Source organism: Halomonas saccharevitans (assembly GCF_032333995.1).
Classification (GTDB): Bacteria; Pseudomonadota; Gammaproteobacteria; order Pseudomonadales; family Halomonadaceae; genus Halomonas; species Halomonas saccharevitans.
In genome coordinates this window covers 1-16,396 of sequence record NZ_JAVXUR010000005.1, presented here as the reverse complement: position 1 = coordinate 16,396, position 16,396 = coordinate 1, and the positions used below count along the sequence as shown (strand labels likewise).

General features: G+C 68.7%; 14 protein-coding genes and 3 tRNA genes. 10 read left to right on the top strand and 7 right to left on the bottom strand.

The annotated features are described in order from the left end of the window. Positions 1 to 101 precede the first annotated feature (101 nt). The 5 genes from RSO68_RS12660 to hemA form a co-directional block, all read right to left on the bottom strand. A complete protein-coding gene (locus RSO68_RS12660) occupies positions 102 to 851 on the bottom strand; it encodes a HesA/MoeB/ThiF family protein (RefSeq protein ID WP_315586828.1) in 750 nt (249 codons plus the stop codon). An 8-nt stretch (positions 852 to 859) separates the two neighbouring features. Continuing rightward, positions 860 to 1,360 carry an Lrp/AsnC ligand binding domain-containing protein gene (locus tag RSO68_RS12655; protein WP_089845959.1) on the bottom strand — a complete coding sequence of 167 codons (501 nt, stop codon included), beginning with the start codon at positions 1,358 to 1,360 and terminating at the stop codon, positions 860 to 862. Between the two features lie 150 nt (positions 1,361 to 1,510). Continuing rightward, positions 1,511 to 2,377, bottom strand: coding sequence for a peptide chain release factor N(5)-glutamine methyltransferase (prmC, locus tag RSO68_RS12650; RefSeq protein ID WP_315586827.1), 867 nt, complete (start codon positions 2,375 to 2,377; stop codon positions 1,511 to 1,513). Next, positions 2,374 to 3,468: a peptide chain release factor 1 gene (gene prfA / locus RSO68_RS12645; RefSeq protein ID WP_089845955.1), complete on the bottom strand. Its 1,095-nt coding sequence runs from the start codon at positions 3,466 to 3,468 to the stop codon at positions 2,374 to 2,376. Before prfA ends, prmC begins: the two co-directional genes overlap by 4 nt. 9 nt (positions 3,469 to 3,477) lie before the next feature. Next, positions 3,478 to 4,746, bottom strand: coding sequence for a glutamyl-tRNA reductase (gene hemA, locus RSO68_RS12640; protein ID WP_089845953.1), 1,269 nt, complete (start codon positions 4,744 to 4,746; stop codon positions 3,478 to 3,480). 202 nt (positions 4,747 to 4,948) lie between these two features. Between hemA and RSO68_RS12635 the strand changes: the two genes are divergently transcribed. From RSO68_RS12635 to RSO68_RS12595, 9 genes are all read left to right on the top strand, one after another. Beyond that, positions 4,949 to 6,754 (top strand): tetratricopeptide repeat protein, encoded by a 1,806-nt coding sequence (locus RSO68_RS12635; protein WP_315586826.1) that lies wholly within the window; start codon positions 4,949 to 4,951, stop codon positions 6,752 to 6,754. A gap of 75 nt (positions 6,755 to 6,829) precedes the next feature. Continuing rightward, positions 6,830 to 7,441 carry a lipoprotein insertase outer membrane protein LolB gene (lolB, locus tag RSO68_RS12630; RefSeq protein ID WP_089845949.1) on the top strand — a complete coding sequence of 204 codons (612 nt, stop codon included), beginning with the start codon at positions 6,830 to 6,832 and terminating at the stop codon, positions 7,439 to 7,441. A 4-nt stretch (positions 7,442 to 7,445) separates the two neighbouring features. Next, positions 7,446 to 8,351 (top strand): 4-(cytidine 5'-diphospho)-2-C-methyl-D-erythritol kinase, encoded by a 906-nt coding sequence (ispE, locus tag RSO68_RS12625; protein ID WP_315586825.1) that lies wholly within the window; start codon positions 7,446 to 7,448, stop codon positions 8,349 to 8,351. A 56-nt stretch (positions 8,352 to 8,407) separates the two neighbouring features. Then, positions 8,408 to 8,482 (top strand) — tRNA-Gln (locus RSO68_RS12620). A gap of 62 nt (positions 8,483 to 8,544) precedes the next feature. Further along, the gene (locus RSO68_RS12615; protein WP_175535006.1) at positions 8,545 to 9,486 is read left to right on the top strand and encodes a ribose-phosphate pyrophosphokinase; all 942 of its coding nucleotides are present in this window, start codon (positions 8,545 to 8,547) and stop codon (positions 9,484 to 9,486) included. A gap of 138 nt (positions 9,487 to 9,624) precedes the next feature. Beyond that, positions 9,625 to 10,281: a 50S ribosomal protein L25/general stress protein Ctc gene (locus RSO68_RS12610; protein ID WP_089845940.1), complete on the top strand. Its 657-nt coding sequence runs from the start codon at positions 9,625 to 9,627 to the stop codon at positions 10,279 to 10,281. A gap of 114 nt (positions 10,282 to 10,395) precedes the next feature. Continuing rightward, entirely contained in the window at positions 10,396 to 10,980 is a 585-nt protein-coding gene (gene pth, locus RSO68_RS12605) for an aminoacyl-tRNA hydrolase (RefSeq protein ID WP_315586824.1), read from the top strand. Between the two features lie 116 nt (positions 10,981 to 11,096). Continuing rightward, positions 11,097 to 12,188 (top strand): redox-regulated ATPase YchF, encoded by a 1,092-nt coding sequence (gene ychF / locus RSO68_RS12600; protein ID WP_315586823.1) that lies wholly within the window; start codon positions 11,097 to 11,099, stop codon positions 12,186 to 12,188. An 86-nt stretch (positions 12,189 to 12,274) separates the two neighbouring features. Then, positions 12,275 to 12,351 (top strand) — tRNA-Met (locus tag RSO68_RS12595). A 114-nt stretch (positions 12,352 to 12,465) separates the two neighbouring features. On the opposite strand, the gene RSO68_RS12590 is transcribed toward RSO68_RS12595, so the two are convergent. Continuing rightward, positions 12,466 to 13,764, bottom strand: coding sequence for a M18 family aminopeptidase (locus RSO68_RS12590; RefSeq protein WP_315586822.1), 1,299 nt, complete (start codon positions 13,762 to 13,764; stop codon positions 12,466 to 12,468). A 143-nt stretch (positions 13,765 to 13,907) separates the two neighbouring features. Here RSO68_RS12590 and RSO68_RS12585 point away from each other — a divergent pair, with 143 nt between their 5' ends. Continuing rightward, a complete protein-coding gene (locus RSO68_RS12585; RefSeq protein WP_315586821.1) occupies positions 13,908 to 15,974 on the top strand; it encodes a carboxy terminal-processing peptidase in 2,067 nt (688 codons plus the stop codon). 345 nt (positions 15,975 to 16,319) lie between these two features. On the opposite strand, the gene RSO68_RS12580 is transcribed toward RSO68_RS12585, so the two are convergent. Next, positions 16,320 to 16,395 (bottom strand) — tRNA-Asn (locus RSO68_RS12580). Position 16,396 lies beyond the last annotated feature (1 nt).

Genomic DNA, 16,396 nt, shown 5'->3' with positions numbered 1-16,396 from the left:
GTAATCACCATCACTCGGAGCCATCAACGACCGAAGAGGCGCCCGCTCCCTGCGCTCGTGAGGCGAGCGCAGCAGGCGGCACGGCAGAGCGTGGAGGCGGGTCAGGTCGCGTGGCAGACCGGGCAGGCGGGATCGCGCGGCACCCCGAAGTGGCGCCACTGGCCGGTGAGGCCATCGAAGGTGGAGAGGCCGCGATGGGGCGTGCCGGCGCCGCTGACGAGCTTGATCGCCTCCAGCGCCTGGAAGCTGCCGATCAGTCCCACCAGCGGGGCGATCACGCCGTTCTCGGCGCAGCGCAGCTCCTCGTCGCCCTCCTCCCCCGGCGGGTAGAGGCAGGCGTAGCAGGGGGCATCCGGGTCGCGGGGGTCGAAGACGGCGAGCTGGCCGGAGAAGCGGATCGCCGCGCCCGACACCAGCGGCACGCCGGCCGCCCGGCAGGCGGCGTTGATGGCATAGCGGCTGGAGAATCGGTCGGTGCAGTCGAGCACCACGTCCGCCTCGGCGGCCGCCCGCGCCAGGGCCTCGCCATCGAGATGGTCGTCGATCGCCTGGATCACGCAGCCGGGATTGAGGGCGAGCGCCGCCTCGCGGGCCGACTCGGCCTTGTTGCGTCCGATGTCCGCGGTGGCGTGGGCGATCTGGCGCTGCAGGTTGGAGAGCTCCACCGCATCGGCGTCGGCCAGGGTCAGCCGACCCAGCCCCGCGGCCGCCAGGTAGAGGGCCACCGGCGAGCCCAGCCCGCCGGCGCCGATCACCAGGGCGTGGCCGGCCAACAGGCGCTGCTGGCCGTCGATGTCGACCTGTTCGAGCATGATCTGCCGGCTATAGCGCAGCAGGGACTGATCATCCATGGCGGGGCTCACTTTTCCTCGAACTCCTCGATGTCGGGCACGTGGAGGCTGAAGCTCTCCTTGACCTCCTCCATCACCACGTAGCTCTTGGACTCCTTCACCCCGGGCAGCGTCAGCACCACGTCGCCAAGCAGCTGGCGATAGGCCGACATCTCCGGAATGCGGCACTTGAGGATGTAGTCGAACTGCCCCGAGACCAGGTGGCACTCCTGGATCTGCGGCAGCTTGGCCACGGCGCGGCGAAATTCGTCGAACACCGCCGGCGACTGGGTCTCCAGGCTGATCTCGACGAATACCAGCAGGTTCGCCTTGAGCGCCCGGGGATCGAGCAGTGCCTTGTAGCCGCGGATGATGCCGGCACGCTCGAGGCGCTTGACGCGCTCCAGGCAGGGCGTGGTCGAAAGCCCGACCTGAGAGGCCAGGTCGACGTAAGAGATGCGGGCATTGTCCTGCAGGCAGCGCAGGATCTTGAGGTCGATGCGGTCGAGCGAGCGGGTCTTGGCTTTCATTGTCGTTGGCAGGCCGATCTGGGTGGGGCTTTCACGCCGTCGCGACAGTACGATCACCTGTAAAACACCCCTCCTCGGGGGCCTCGGTGGGCTTCACGCATGCAAAGGCGACGAGACGTGGCGTTTTATTCTGCTGAAAGATGTACCACATCACGGCCGTTCGGCTCCAGTCTCGTCGTCAACTCGCCGCCCCAGGCTGACCCGCGCATGACCGCCCAGATCGACGCGGCTCGCCACCTCGACGTAGCCCGCGGCCTCGAGCACCGCGCGCACCGCCTCGGCCTGCTCAAAGCCGTGCTCGAGCATCAGCCAGCCCCCGGGGAGCAGGTGCCGGCCGGCCTCGCGCACCAGGTGGCGCAGGTCAAAGAGGCCCCCCTCGGCCGCCACCAGGGCGCTGTGCGGCTCGAAGCGCACGTCGCCCTGGGCCAGGTGCGGGTCATCCGCGGCGATGTAGGGCGGGTTGGAGACGATCAGATCGAAGCACTCGTCATCGGTCAGCGCGGCAAACCAGTCGCTCTCGCGAAAGGCGGCGTTGGCGATGCCGAGTCGCGTGGCGTTGTGCACGGCCAGGCCCACGGCCTCGGGGCGGATATCCACCCCGAGCACCGACCAGCCGGGCCGCTCGCTGGCAAAGGCCAGGGCGATGGCCCCGGTGCCGGTGCCCAGATCCAAAAGGCGACCCTCGGGGGCCGCGGCACGGGCCAGGGCCGCCTCCACCAGGCACTCGGTGTCCGGCCGGGGGATCAGCGTATGCGGCGAGGTGGCAAGCGCGAGGCCCCAGAACTCCCGCTCGCCGGTCAGATAGGCAATCGGGCGGCCCTGGGCGCGGGCCGCCACCAGCGCCTCGAAGCGAGCCCGCTCGATGGTCGGCGCCTGGCGATCGCCCCAGGTATAGAGCCAGGTGCGATCCACCCCCAGCGCGTGGCAGAGCAGCACCTCGGCATCGAGGCGCGGGCTCGGCGACCCGGCGGCCGCGAGCCGAGAAGCGGCGCGGGCCAGCAGGTGATCGAGGATCATCCGGCGTCCTGCTGCAGGGCCGCCAGCTGCTCGGCCTGATACTCGTGGATCAGCGGCTCGACCACGTCGTCGAGCCGCTCGCCGCTGACCACCTCGCCCAGCTTGTAGAGCGTCAGGTTGATGCGGTGATCGGTGATCCGCCCCTGGGGGAAGTTGTAGGTGCGGATGCGCTCGCTGCGATCCCCGGAGCCGACCAGGGAGCGCCGGGCATCGGCCTGCTGCTGGCGCTGGCTGGCCACGGCCGACTGCTTGAGCCGGGCGGCGAGCAGCGACATCGCCTTGGCGCGATTCTTGTGCTGACTGCGCTCCTCCTGACACTCGACCACCACGCCGCTGGGCAGGTGGGTGATGCGGATGGCGGAGTCGGTGGTGTTGACGTGCTGGCCGCCGGCACCGCTGGAGCGGAAGGTATCGACCCGCAGGTCGCTCGGGTCGATGTCGATGTCGCCGACCTCGTCGGCCTCGGGCATCACCGCCACGGTGCAGGCCGAGGTGTGGATCCGGCCTTGGGACTCGGTGGCCGGCACACGCTGCACCCGGTGGGCGCCGGACTCGAACTTGAGGCGCGCATAGACCCCCTCGCCCTTGACCCGTGAGATGATCTCCTTGTAGCCGCCCATGTCGCCGTGGCTGGCGCTGACCACCTCGACCTTCCAGCCGTGCTGCTCGGCGTAGCGGGAGTACATGCGGAACAGATCACCGGCAAACAGCGCCGCCTCGTCGCCGCCGGTGCCGGCGCGGATCTCGAGGAAGACGTTGCGGCGATCATCGGGGTCCTTGGGCACCAGCAGCTGCTTGAGCCGCACCTCGAGGGCCTCGAGCCGCTCGCGGCCCTCGTCGCGCTCGAGCTCGGCCAGCTCGCGCATCTCGGCGTCGGCATCGCCCAGCAGCTGCTCGGCGGAGGCGATGTCGGCCTCCACGGCGAGGTACTCGCCCCAGGCCTCGACCAGGGGCTCGAGCTCGGCATATTCCCGCGAGTAGTCGCGAAAGCGGGTCTGGTCGCTGATCACCTCGGGCTCGGCCAGCAGGGCGGCAAGCTCCTCGAAGCGCTCGATGAAGGCATCGAGGCGCTGGCGCAGGGTGGCTTTCATCGGCGCATCCTATCGGGAGTGGTCAGTGGATTCATCCAGCAGCAGGGTCGTGGCGGCATGAAGCAGGTCGTGCTGCTCATGTGAAGCCGCGTCGCGCATCGCCACGGTAGGGCGATGCAGCAGGCGGTTGGTGAGCTGGTGGGCCAGCCGGCGGATCACCGCTTCGGGGTCCTCGCCGCGGGCCAGGCGCGCCAGCGCCTGCTCTTCGGAGAGCTCGCGCAGCGACTCGCCGCGGGCGCGCACGTCGCGAATCAGCTCACCGCCGCTGCGGATGCGTCGCTCGTGCTGCCAGTTGCCCACGCCGTGCTCGATCAGCGACTCGGCCTGGTCGGCGGCCACCTGGCGATGGCGGCGATTCTCCTCGATGACCTCCTGCAGATCATCGACGGTATAGAGGAAGACGTCGGCGAGCTCCCCCACCTCGGGCTCGATGTCCCGGGGCACGGCGATATCGACCATGAAGACGGGACGGTGGCGCCGTTTCTTGAGCGCCCGCTCGACCATGCCCTTGCCCAGGATCGGCAGCGGCGCGGCGGTAGAGGAGATCACGATATCGGCCTCGACCAGGGCGTCGGGGATCGCATCGAGGGTGATCGCCTGGCCGCCCAGCGGACCGGAGACCACCTCGGCCCGCTCGCGGGTGCGGTTGGCCACGGTGAGCTGGCGCACGCCGGCCTCGTGGAGGTGGCGCGCCACCAGCTCGATGGTCTCGCCGGCGCCGATCAGCAACGCCCGGGAGCGGGTGAAGTCGCCGAAGATGCGGCTGGCGAGGTTCACGGCCGCGTAGGCCACCGACACCGGATTGCGGCCGATGCCGGTCTCGGTGCGCACCTGCTTGGCCACGGCGAAGGTGTTCTGGAACAGGCACTCGAGCTCACCGCCCAGGCTGCGCGCGTGGCGGGCCGACTGGTAAGCGTCCTTGAGCTGGCCCAGGATCTGCGGCTCGCCGAGCACCATGGAATCGAGCCCCACGGCCACGCGCATCAGATGGCGCGCCGCTTCATTCTCGCGATAGTGGTAGGCGCAGCGGGTAAGATCCTCCACTTTCAGACCGTGGAAGCGCCCCAGCCAGTCGAGGATCTCGCCTTCGCCGCCGGAGCCGGTGGCGCAGTAGAGCTCGGTGCGATTGCAGGTGGACAGCACCGCCGCCTCACGCACCTCCGGCAAGGCACGCAGCTCGGCCAGCGCCGACTCCAGCTGAGTGGGCGAGAAGGCGACCTGCTCGCGCACCTCGATGCTGGCGGTCCGGTGGTTGATTCCCAGGGCAAGAAGCGTCATGCGTTCGGCATCTTCGCGAGTCGTGGTTCCGGCAAGGGCGACATGGTGATATCCGACGGCGCGGACCGCCCATCCTCGAAGCGCCGCATTCTAGCACAGGCCAGCCGCCGGAAGCGCCCCGGCATGCCGTGACGGGGATCACGCTTTGCCCGGACGGGTCGAGCCGTTATGCTGGCGGCTCGGCCTCCAGCACGAGACGCGCATGCCCCGCGGAACGCTCCCCCGACTCTCTCGCCATACGCCCCTGGTTCCCCTGACGCTGGCCTTCCTGCTCGCCGGCTGCCAGGGACTGCCGGGAGCCTCGTCGGCCGCCGAGCCCGGGCGGGATCCGCTCGCCGGGGCGCCCCCGATCACACGCGGCCTGGACGCCCAGGGCCTCGCCGGCCTGCTGCAGGCCGAGATGGCCGGCCAGCGCAGCGACTACACCCGCGCCGCCCAGGGCTTTATCGAGGCCGCCGAGCGCTACGACTCGGTCGCACTGGCCGAGCGCGCCACCCTGGCCGCACGCTTCAGCGAGGATCCCGCGCTGCTCGAGGAGGCGGCACAGCGCTGGCAGGGCCTGGCCCCGGGCAGCGACGCCCCCTCGCGGCTGCTGGCAAGCCTCGCTCTCCAGCGCGGCGACTGGGCCGCCGCCCTGGGCCATCGCCTCGATGTGATCGAACAGGGCGTGAACGAACAGGGCGCCGGCGAGCAGGAGGCGAGCAACGCGCTGCTCGGGCTCGTGGAGACCGCCCTCGACGCCGGGGCCGATCCGACTCCGCTGCTCGACCGCCTGCGGGCCCACCTGGCGCGCCCCGCGGCCACGAACCGCATCGATGCCGAGCTCGCCACCGCCTTGCTGGAGGCCGCCGCGGGTCAGCCGGCGGCAGCCGAGCGTCGCCTGATGCAAGTCGCCCGACAGGCCTCCGAGCGGCCGGAACTGTGGCGACTGCGCGCACGCCTCGCGCTCCAGGCAGAGGCCCCCTCCGCGGCGCGCGAGCACGCCCGCCGGGGCCTTGAGGTATCGCCCGGCGATCCCCGCCTGATGCTGCTGCTCGCCCGGGCCGAGCTTGCGATGGGCAGCGTCGAGGCCGCCGAGGACGCCATCGAGACGCTGCTCGCCGAACACGGCGACGATGCCTCGCTGCGCCTGGGCCTGGCTCGCCTGTTTCTCGAGCGCGAGCACCTGGCGCCGGCGCGCCGCCTGCTGCTGCCGCTGGTCGGCGACGACGAGGCCCCGCCGATGGCCTTCCTGCTGCTCGGCGCCATCGCCGAGGAGCGCGGCGAAATCGGCAACGCCCTCCTCTATTACCGCCAGGTGCCGGAGGGCGAACAGTTCCTGCCGGCGCGGGTGAGCGCGGCCTCGATGCTGATGGCGGCCGACCGGCGACTCGATGCGCGCGCCTTCCTGCGCCTTGAGCGGCTGCGTCACGAGGCCTACGAGAGCGAGCTGGCCTCCGTGGAGGTCGAGCTGCTGGACGAGGCGGGCCTCGCCGAGCAGGCCGAGGCCCTGCTCGACAGCGAGCTCGCGCGGCGCCCGGACGACGAGCGGCTGCGCTACCAGCGCGCCATGCGCGCCTTCGCCGACGGCGATCTCGCCGCCATGGAAGCCGACCTGCGCCACCTCATCGAGCACGACCCGGAGAACGCCACCGCCCTCAACGCGCTGGGCTATACCCTCGCCGATGCCGATATCGAGGGTCGCCTGGACGAGGCGCGAGCGCTGATCGAACGCGCCCATGAGCTCGCGCCGGACAACCCCGCCATCCTCGATAGCCTCGGCTGGGTCTACTATCGCCAGGGCGAGCCCGCCCGTGCCCTGCCCTGGCTCAGGCGCGCCTGGGCGGCGATGCCCGACCAGGAGATCGCCGCCCACCTGATCGAGGTGCTATGGGCGCTGGGCGAGAAGGCCCAGGCCCGCGCTTTGCTCGAGGAGGCTCGAGAGCGCTTCGAGGCGCGCCCGCTGATCGACGAGCTGCTGCGGCGTCAGCCCGAACTGGACGCTGCCGGCGCGACGACCTCCCCCTGACAAACGGAAGCTTCCAACACGGATCTTTCCATAACGGAAAATTCCCTGAAGGAACTCTCAATAACGGAACGCCCCATGACGCACCTCACGCGACTGCTGATTCCCCTGCTGGTCCTCGTCCTGATGGCCGGCTGTGCGAGCCGCCCCACGCCGCCCGAGGGTGAGCGCGCCGCCGGACAGTGGTCGGCGCAGCAAGCGCGCCTCACCGAGCTCGACACCTGGCTGCTGGCCGGCAAGGTCGGCCTGCGTACCCCGAAAGACTCCACCAGTGCCAATCTGGATTGGAGCCAGCATCCCCACTACTACCGCCTGCTGATCAGCGGCCCTTTCGGCAGCGGCCGCAGCACCCTCGAGGGGCGCGAGGGGCGCTTCTCGCTGACCACCGCCGAGGGGCGCTTCGAGGCCGAGACGCCGGAGGCGCTGATGACCCAGCAGCTGGGCTGGTCGCTGCCGGTCAGCGCGCTCTCCGACTGGGTGCGCGGCCTGCCCTCCCCGCAGGGCACCTATCGGCTCGAGCGCGACGAGCTGGGCTTCCCCCAGCGCCTCGAGCAGGACGGCTGGGAGATCGGCTACCGCGACTGGACCCGCGTCGACGGCCTCTGGCTGCCGCGGCGGATGGTGATGACCTATGGCACGCTGCGGGCGACCCTGGTGGTCACCGAGTGGCGCCCCACCCTCGATGAGTGACGTCATGCCCCGCACCACCCCCCGTTCTGCGATCCGTTCTGCACACTATTCTTCACCCCGAGCCGAGCCGCTGGTGCTGCCCGCGCCAGCCAAGCTGAATCGCCTGCTGCACATCACCGGGCGCCGACCAGACGGCTACCACGAGCTGCAGACGCTGTTCCAGTTCCTCGACGCCGGCGACACCCTAACCCTGCGTCGCCGCACGGACGGTGAACTGAACCTCTCACCGAGCCTCGACGGCGTCGCGCCCGCGGACAACCTGATCCTGCGCGCCGCGCGCCTGCTGCAGGGCGAGAGCGGCCGTCGCCTGGGCGCCGACATCCACCTCGACAAGCGCCTGCCCATGGGCGGGGGGCTCGGTGGCGGCAGCTCGGATGCCGCCACCGCCCTGCTCGGCCTCGATGCCCTCTGGGGGCTCGGCATGGAGCTGACCGAGCTCGCCCGCCTCGGCCTTCGCCTCGGCGCCGACGTGCCGGTCTTCGTGCACGGCCACGCCGCCTGGGCCGAAGGCATCGGTGAACGCCTGACGCCGGTGACCCTCGACACCCCCTGGTTCGTGGTCATCCACCCCGGCGTCACGGTCTCCACGCCGGCCGTGTTCGGGGCGCCCGAATTGACACGCCATACCCCCCCGATTACCATGGCGCGCGCACTGCAGGGGGGAGCGGCTAGCTGGCGCAACGACTGCCAGGACACCGTCCGGAGGCACTATCCCGAAGTGGCGCGCGCACTCGACTGGCTGGCCCAGCGGGCACCGACCATGCTGACCGGCACCGGCGCCTGCGTCTTTGCCCGTCTCGAGAGCGAGTCACGGGCAGATCGTCTCCTGGCCGAAGTTCCCGAAGGCTGGCACGCCTTCACGGCGCGCGGGCTGAACCGCTCACCTCTTCATGCTGCGCTGGGTCGATGACCCTCGCCGCCCCCGGGCGTCGAGACATGTCCGACATGCCGGCGCGGAGCTGATCCTGGGGCATAGCCAAGCGGTAAGGCAGCGGTTTTTGGTATCGCCATGCGCAGGTTCGAATCCTGCTGCCCCAGCCATTCCGACCGGATCCCCGTCGACCCCAACCCCTGAAGACCCAACACAGCAAAGGTGGCTGCGCGTGTCAAAATTGATGGTTTTCGCCGGGAATGCCAATCCCGATCTCGCCCGTAAAGTCGCCGAGAGCCTGGATACCCGCCTGGGCAACGCCACGGTAGGGCAGTTCAGCGACGGTGAAGTCGCGGTCGAGATCAACGAGAACGTGCGCGGCAAGGATGTCTTCGTCCTGCAGCCCACCTGTGCACCGACCAACGACAACCTGATGGAACTGATCCTGATGGTGGACGCGCTGCGCCGCGCCTCCGCCACTCGGATCACCGCCGTGGTCCCCTACTTCGGCTATGCCCGTCAGGACCGCCGCGTGCGCTCCGCCCGCGTGCCGATCTCCGCCAAGATCGTCGCCGACATGATGGTCAAGGCCGGCGTCGACCGGGTCATGACCATGGACCTGCACGCCGACCAGATCCAGGGCTTCTTCGACGTGCCGGTGGACAACGTCTACGGCTCGCCGATCCTGCTCGACGACATCGAGCGCCAGAACTACGACGACCTCGTCGTCGTCTCGCCCGACGTCGGCGGCGTGGTCCGCGCGCGCGCCATCGCCAAGCAGCTCAATGCCGACCTGGCGATCATCGACAAGCGCCGCCCCTCGGCCAACCAGGCCCAGGTGATGCACATCATCGGCGAGATCGAGAACCGCACCTGCGTGGTGGTGGACGACATGATCGATACCGCCGGCACCCTGTGCAAGGCCGGCGAGGCCCTCAAGGAGCGCGGCGCCCGTCGCGTGGTGGCCTATGCCACCCACCCGATCCTGTCCGGCCCGGCCGTCGACAACATCTCCGGCTCGGTGCTCGATGAAGTGGTGGTGACCGACACCATCCCGCTCGGCGAGGCCGCGCGTCGCAGCGGCAACATCCGCCAGCTCAGCGTGGCCGGGCTGATCGCCGAGGCGATCCGCCGGGTCAGCAACGAAGAATCCGTCAGCGCCATGTTCCACTGAGGCCGATCCGCCGAGCAGCGCTCGGCGGACGGCACAGCGGGACGAGGCGTCGGAGCAGCGCCCCACGGGGCTCCCGGAAACGCCGCGGTCTGGTCGCGGGCCACGGCGTCTTCCTTACCTTCAGAAAGAGGCAATTCCATGTCCGATTACACACTCAATGCCAGCGTTCGCAACGACCTGGGGAAAGGTGCGAGCCGCCGCCTGCGTCGTGCCAACGCCCAGGTGCCGGCCATCATCTATGGTGGTGAGCAGGCGCCGCAGCCGATCTCCGTCGACAAGACCAGCTTCTACAAGGCGCTGGAAGACGAGGCGTTCTTCTCCTCCATCATCAACCTGCAGGTGGACGGCAAGGCCCAGCAGGTCGTGGTGCGTGACCTGCAGCGTCACCCGTTCAAGCCGCTGGTGACTCACGCCGACTTCCTGCGCGTCGACGCCACCCACGAGCTGACCCTGAACGTGCCGCTGCACGTGACCGGTGAAGACGCCTGCGTGGCCATCAAGGACCACGACGGCGAGCTGCACCAGCTGGCCTCCGAGGTCGAGATCAGCTGCCTGCCGAAGGACCTGCCGGAGTACCTGGAAGTCGACATCAGTGCCGTCGAGATGGGCACTACCCTGCACCTGTCCGACCTCAGCGTGCCGGCCGGCGTGACCCTGGTCGCCCTGACCCATGGTGAGGACCACGACAACGCCATCCTGAGCGTCACCAAGGCCAAGGTCCGTGGTAGCGAAGCAGAAGAAGGCGAAGAAGAAGCCGGTGGCGAAGAAGCCGCGGGCGAGGGCGACGCCGAGTAATCGGTTTTGCCCGACGGGCATGTCGGAGCCTCGACATGCCCGCTTCGTCGTCAGGAATCAAGCGCCTCGGCGCTTGATTTTTTTTGCCATCACGCCGCACGCGAGGAGACCGGCATGAGCCAGTTGAAAGCGATCATTGGTCTGGGCAACCCCGGCGCCGACTATGAGGCCACCCGCCACAACGCCGGCGCCTGGCTGGTGCACGCCATGGCGAGGGCGGCGGGCAGTGAACTGCGTCCCGAGCGCAAGTTCCTGGGCCGCCATGCTCGGGTCCGGCTGGACGGTCGGGAGCTGCACCTGCTCGAGCCCACCACCTTCATGAACCGCAGCGGCGGCGCCGTGGCGGCGCTCTGCCAGTTCTTCAAGATCGCCCCCGACGAGCTGCTGGTGGCCCACGACGAACTCGACATGCCACCGGGCACGGCGCGCTACAAGACCGGCGGCGGACACGGCGGTCACAACGGCCTGCGCGACATCATCCGCGCCCTGGGCAACGACAAGTCGTTTCACCGCCTGCGCATCGGCATCGGCCACCCCGGCGAGGCCCGCCAGGTGACCAACTACGTGCTGGGTCGCCCCGGCAAGGCGGAGCGTGGCGCCATCGACGCCGCCATCGACGAGTGCCTGGCTACCCTCCCCCAGGCCGTCGACGGCGACTGGGCGAAGGCCATGAATCGGCTGCACAGCTTCAAGGGCTGAGCGCTGCGAGCGTCGCCGGCATCACTGATCAAGCCGAGCCGCTGTCGGCACGACGCTCTTTTCGCGTAGAATGCCGGCCATTCTCCATTCCCGAACTCGCTTTCCAGGAAGATCCCATGGGTTTCAACTGCGGTATCGTCGGCCTGCCCAACGTCGGCAAGTCCACCCTCTTCAATGCCCTGACCAAGTCGGGCATCGACGCCGAAAACTTCCCCTTCTGCACCATCGAGCCCAACGTCGGTATCGTGCCGATGCCGGACCCGCGCCTCGACAAGCTGGCCGAGATCGTGGGTCCCCAGAAGGTGCTGCCCACCACCATGGAGTTCGTCGACATCGCAGGCCTGGTGGCAGGCGCCTCCAAGGGCGAGGGGCTCGGCAACAAGTTCCTGGCCAACATCCGCGAGACCGACGCCATCGCCCACGTGGTGCGCTGCTTCGATAACGACAACGTCATCCACGTGGCCAACCAGGTCGATCCCGAGGCGGACATCGAGATCATCAACATGGAACTGGCGCTGGCCGATCTGGACACCGTCGAGCGCGCCATCCAGCGCCTGGTCCGCGTGGCCAAGGGCGGCGACAAGGAAGCCATCGCCACCAAGGCGATCCTCGAGCGCATCCAGCCCCATCTGGCCGAGGGCCAGCCGCTGAGAAGCTTCGGCCTCGATGACGACGACAAGCAGCAGCTCAAGGGCTTCGGCTTCCTGACGCTCAAGCCCACCATGTACATCGCCAACGTCAACGACGACGGCTTCGAGGACAACCCCTACCTCGACACGGTGCGCAGGATCGCCGCCGCCGAGGATGCCGTGGTGGTGCCGGTCTGCAACCAGATCGAGGCCGAGATCGCCGAGCTCGAGGATGAAGAGCGCGCCATGTTCCTCGACGAGTTGGGCATGGAAGAGCCCGGGCTCGACCGGGTGATTCGCGCCGGCTACGCACTGCTGGGCCTGCAGACCTACTTCACCGCCGGCGTGAAGGAGGTTCGCGCCTGGACGGTGAAGGTCGGCGCCACCGCCCCCGAGGCGGCCGGCGTGATCCACACTGACTTCCAGAAGGGCTTCATCCGCGCCGAGGTCATCGCCTACGACGACTTCGTCAGCCTGGGCGGCGAGCAGGGTGCCAAGGATGCCGGCAAGTGGCGCTTGGAGGGCAAGGAGTACATCGTCAAGGATGGCGACGTCATCCACTTCCGCTTCAACGTCTGAGCCGCCGGGGCACCCCGAAAGCGCTCATGACGCCGCTGGGGCTTGACGCGGGCGAGTCAGGTACGTAGAATTCGCCCCCGTTGTTCGGCTACGTAGCTCAGCTGGTTAGAGCACATCACTCATAATGATGGGGTCCCCTGTTCGAATCAGGGCGTAGCCACCAAACATCGAAAAGCCCGCCTGGCTCACCAGGCGGGCTTTTTTCGGTCGCGCTATCTGGGCGCCAGGATCGCCGGCGAGACCGCACGGACGGCGGCCCTGCCGGCGATCAAGACGCTCAGGGAAGCTCGGCGCGATTGGCGAAGGCGGTCAGCGCTCGCACCAGGTAGTCCACGTCCCGGGCTCCCGCGGTCTCGCGGATCGAGTGCATGGCCCACTGGGGCGCCCCCACGTCCAGGGTCGGCACCCCAAGCCCGGTGGCGGTGATCGGACCGATGGTGCTGCCGCACCCCATGTCGGCCCGGGTCACGAAGGTCTGCACCGGCACCTCGGCCTCACGACACAGGTCCCGGAACAGCGCCGCGGTCGCGCTGTTGGTGGCGTAGCGCTGATTGGCATTGACCTTGATCACCGGCCCGCCGTTGAGCGCCGGGCCGTGGGCGGCATCGTGCTTGTCCTGAAAGTTGGGATGCAAGGCGTGGGCGTTGTCGCAGGAGATCAGCCGCGAGGCCTGGATCAGGCGGATGAAGCCCTCCTCCCCCGCCTCACCGAGCTGGGCGTTCACCCGGCGCAGCACGTCGCCGAGGAAGGGCCCCTGGGCGCCGCAGGCGCTGGCGCTGCCGACCTCCTCATGATCGTTGGCCACCAGCACCGCGCCCTGGCGGCCGTCACTGCCAAGCAGCGCCTCCAGACCGGCGAAACAGGAGAGCAGGTTGTCGAGTCTGGCACTGGCGACCAGCTCGCCCTCGATGCCAACCCGTGCCGGCGCCTGCATGTCGCGAAACGCCAGCTCGAAATCGAGCAGCTCGACCTCGGTCAGGCCGTGCTGCTCCTCGAGCCACTGGGCGAGCAGCCGCTCGAGGTCGGGCCGGCCGCCGTCCTGGAGGAAAACCGGGGCCATCTCGGTCTGTGCATTGATGGCTCGGCCGTTGTTGGCCTCGCGGTCCAGATGGATGGCCAGGCTCGGAATGGTCGCCACCGCCCGCTCGACATCAATAAGCACGCCCTCGATGCGGCCATCGGCATGGCGCACGTGGACCCGACCGGCGAGCCCCAGGTCGCGATCGAACCAGGGCGCCAGCAGCGCCCCGCCATAGACCTCGACGCCCAGCTGCAGCCAGCCCGCCGCACACTGGGCGGCGTTGGGCTTGAGGCGCAGGCCGGGGCTATCGGTATGGGCGCCGATCAGGCGCAGGGCCTCGAGCCCCTCGCGGGGCAGCTGCAGGGCGATGATCGAGGAGTCGTTGCGGGTCACGTAGACTCGCTCGCCGGGCGAGAGCTGCCAGGAGGCAGTCTCTTCCAGGCGCCTGAAACCGGCGGCCTCGAGTCGCGCGGCCATGTTGGCCGTAGCATGCCAGGGCGTGGGGGATCGATGCAGAAAGTCGAGCAGACGCTCGAGGCGGGCATCCTCGGACATGGAATTCCTCTATCGCGGGACGTTTCGGGGGTCTTGACGACACGGCCAAGCTGATACAATGGCACGTCTGTCCATGCAACTCGACGGCCGGGTCGGGGTCTGGATGTAGAGTGAGTGTACACGAATCGGGGAGTGCTTCATCGATGAGCCTGTTAGTCACCCTTGGGCGAGCGGCGGTTCTAGGCCTGCTGCTGGCCACGCCGCCGGCCCTGGCCAGTCTCGAGCCGAACGATGATCAGCGCCAGGCGGCTACTGAAGTGGCCGAGTCTCTGCGCTACGGCCACTACGCCGACGTCAGCCTCGACGATGCCTGGTCGCGGCGGTCCTTCGAGCGCCTGCTGGAGATCCTCGATGGTCAGCGCGCCTACCTGCTGGACCGCGACATAGCCGCCTTCAGCGACCTGCGAACCGGCATGGATGAGGCACTGCTTGACGCCGAACTGGCCCGCCCCTTCGCCCTCTACCAGCGCTATCACGAACGCGCCGAGCAGCGCCTCGAATGGCTGCTGGCACGGATCGACGAGGGCATCGACTTCAGCTTCGATAGCCAACAGCGCCTGGAGCTGGAGCGCAAGGACAGCCCTTGGGCCGGCAGTAAGGCCGAGCTTGATGAGCTGTGGATGAAGCGTCTCAACAACGCCGCCCTTAGCCTGACCATCAGCGACCAGGACCCCGAGCAGGTGACAGATACCCTGCGTCAGCGCTACGAGGGGCAGCTCTCGCGGCTGCGCCAGACCAACGCGGCCGATATCTTCGGGCTCTTCATGGCCGCGGTGACCGGCAGCGTCGACCCGCATAGCGAATACCTCTCGCCGCGCCAGGGCGAATCCTTCGACATCCAGATGCGGCTATCGCTGGAGGGTATCGGCGCCCTGCTGCAGGCCGACGGCGAGTTCGTCAAGGTCTCGAGCCTGGTGGCCGGCGGCCCGGCCGAGCGCGACGGCGCCCTGCAGCCCGCCGACCGCATCATCGGCGTGGGCCAGGAGGACGGCGAGATCGTCAACGTGGTGGGCATGCGGCTCGACGACGTGGTCGATCTGATCCGCGGCCCCAAGGGCTCGGTAGTGCACCTGGACGTGGTGCCCGCCCAGGCCATCGACATGACACGCTCCACGGTGATCGACATCACCCGCGACACCGTGGACCTCGAGGATCAGGCCGCCCAGGGCGAGGTGATCGAGGTCGAGCGCGATGACGGCACGCATCGTCTCGGCGTGATTGAGATCCCGACCTTCTACGTGGATTTCGATGCCTGGCAGGCCGGCGAGGAGGACTTCCGCAGCACCACCCGCGACGTCGCCCGCGAGGTCGAGCGCCTCCAGGCCGAGGGTGTCGAGGGCATCGTGCTCGACCTTCGCAACAACGGCGGCGGCGCCCTGCAGGAGGCCAACTCACTGATCGGGCTCTTCATCGACCGCGGCCCCACCGTCCAGGTCCGCGACGCCCGCGGGCGCATCAGCCTCTACGGCGACACCGAGAGCGGCGCCCTCTACGACGGCCCCCTGGCCGTGCTGGTCAATCGCCTCTCCGCCTCGGCCTCGGAGATCTTCGCCGGTGCCATTCAGGACTATGGTCGCGGCCTGGTGGTCGGCAACGACACCTTCGGCAAGGGCACGGTGCAGACCCTCAACGAGCTCAGCCACGGCGAGATCAAGCTGACCCGCGCCAAATTCTACCGCATCTCCGGCGAGAGCACCCAGCACCGCGGCGTTGAGCCGGATATCAACTTCCCGAGCCTGATCGACCCCGAACTGATCGGCGAGAGCAGCCTCGACAATGCCCTGCCGTGGGACACCGTGCGCGAGGTGCAGTACCGGACCTACGGCGAACCCCACCGGCACCTGGAGACGCTGCGCGCCCGCCACCTGGAGCGCGCCGAGAAGCAGCCGAACTTCCACTACCTCGAGCAACGCTCCGAGCTCGCGCGCCAGCTTCGCGCGCAGCACACCAGCGTCAGCCTCAACCGCGAACAGCGCAAGCGTGAGGTCGAGGCACAGGAAGCGGAGCAGCTGGCACTGGAGAACGAGCGACGCGGGGCCCTGGGCCTGGAGCCGCTCGAGGACTGGACCGATGCCCGCGACGAGGACGAGACCGCGGATGCCGACGCCGAGGACGAGCCGATCGACCGTGCCCAGGTCCTCGAAACCGCCCAGATCCTGCTGGACTACCGCCAGCTGGAGGACGGATGGCACTACGCGGAGCTTAACTGAGAGCTCAACTGAGGCGCTGAATCACACCACCCCGTGACGATGACGCCGGACCCCTGTGGTCCGGCGTCTTGCTATCCGCACGGCTCGAATGGCGGCCCGGCGCTCACGTCGCGGCGACACTGCGGCGTGGCGAGAGCCCTTGCAGATGCGAGACTCCATACCTCTGAGACGGCAAAGAGAAGACGGTAAAGACGCGGCCTGGGGTGCAGCAACGCGAGGCAATACGGCACGCATGGATGCGACCGGCTGGCGAAAATAGCGCTGAGGAGAAACGACCGACGGAGAAGGAGAAAGGACGAGCTAGGAAAGCGAGAAACAGCACCGGACAGAATTACCGGACAGGACTGGCTCCCCGAACAGGACTCGAACCTGTGACCCAATGATTAACAGTCATTTGCTCTACCAACTGAGCTATCGGGGAA

Bases quoted from the DNA above. Each gene is read 5' to 3' on its own strand.
- prmC (WP_315586827.1), bottom strand. From the start codon at position 2,377: ATGATCCTCGATCACCTGCTGGCCCGCGCCGCTTCTCGGCTCGCGGCC.
- hemA (WP_089845953.1), bottom strand. From the start codon at position 4,746: ATGACGCTTCTTGCCCTGGGAATCAACCACCGGACCGCCAGCATCGAG.
- RSO68_RS12635 (WP_315586826.1), top strand. From the start codon at position 4,949: ATGCCCCGCGGAACGCTCCCCCGACTCTCTCGCCATACGCCCCTGGTT.
- ychF (WP_315586823.1), top strand. From the start codon at position 11,097: ATGGGTTTCAACTGCGGTATCGTCGGCCTGCCCAACGTCGGCAAGTCC.
- ispE (WP_315586825.1), top strand. From the start codon at position 7,446: ATGCCCCGCACCACCCCCCGTTCTGCGATCCGTTCTGCACACTATTCT.
- RSO68_RS12590 (WP_315586822.1), bottom strand. From the start codon at position 13,764: ATGTCCGAGGATGCCCGCCTCGAGCGTCTGCTCGACTTTCTGCATCGA.
- lolB (WP_089845949.1), top strand. From the start codon at position 6,830: ATGACGCACCTCACGCGACTGCTGATTCCCCTGCTGGTCCTCGTCCTG.
- RSO68_RS12585 (WP_315586821.1), top strand. From the start codon at position 13,908: ATGAGCCTGTTAGTCACCCTTGGGCGAGCGGCGGTTCTAGGCCTGCTG.
- RSO68_RS12660 (WP_315586828.1), bottom strand. From the start codon at position 851: ATGGATGATCAGTCCCTGCTGCGCTATAGCCGGCAGATCATGCTCGAA.
- prfA (WP_089845955.1), bottom strand. From the start codon at position 3,468: ATGAAAGCCACCCTGCGCCAGCGCCTCGATGCCTTCATCGAGCGCTTC.
- RSO68_RS12610 (WP_089845940.1), top strand. From the start codon at position 9,625: ATGTCCGATTACACACTCAATGCCAGCGTTCGCAACGACCTGGGGAAA.
- RSO68_RS12655 (WP_089845959.1), bottom strand. From the start codon at position 1,360: ATGAAAGCCAAGACCCGCTCGCTCGACCGCATCGACCTCAAGATCCTG.
- pth (WP_315586824.1), top strand. From the start codon at position 10,396: ATGAGCCAGTTGAAAGCGATCATTGGTCTGGGCAACCCCGGCGCCGAC.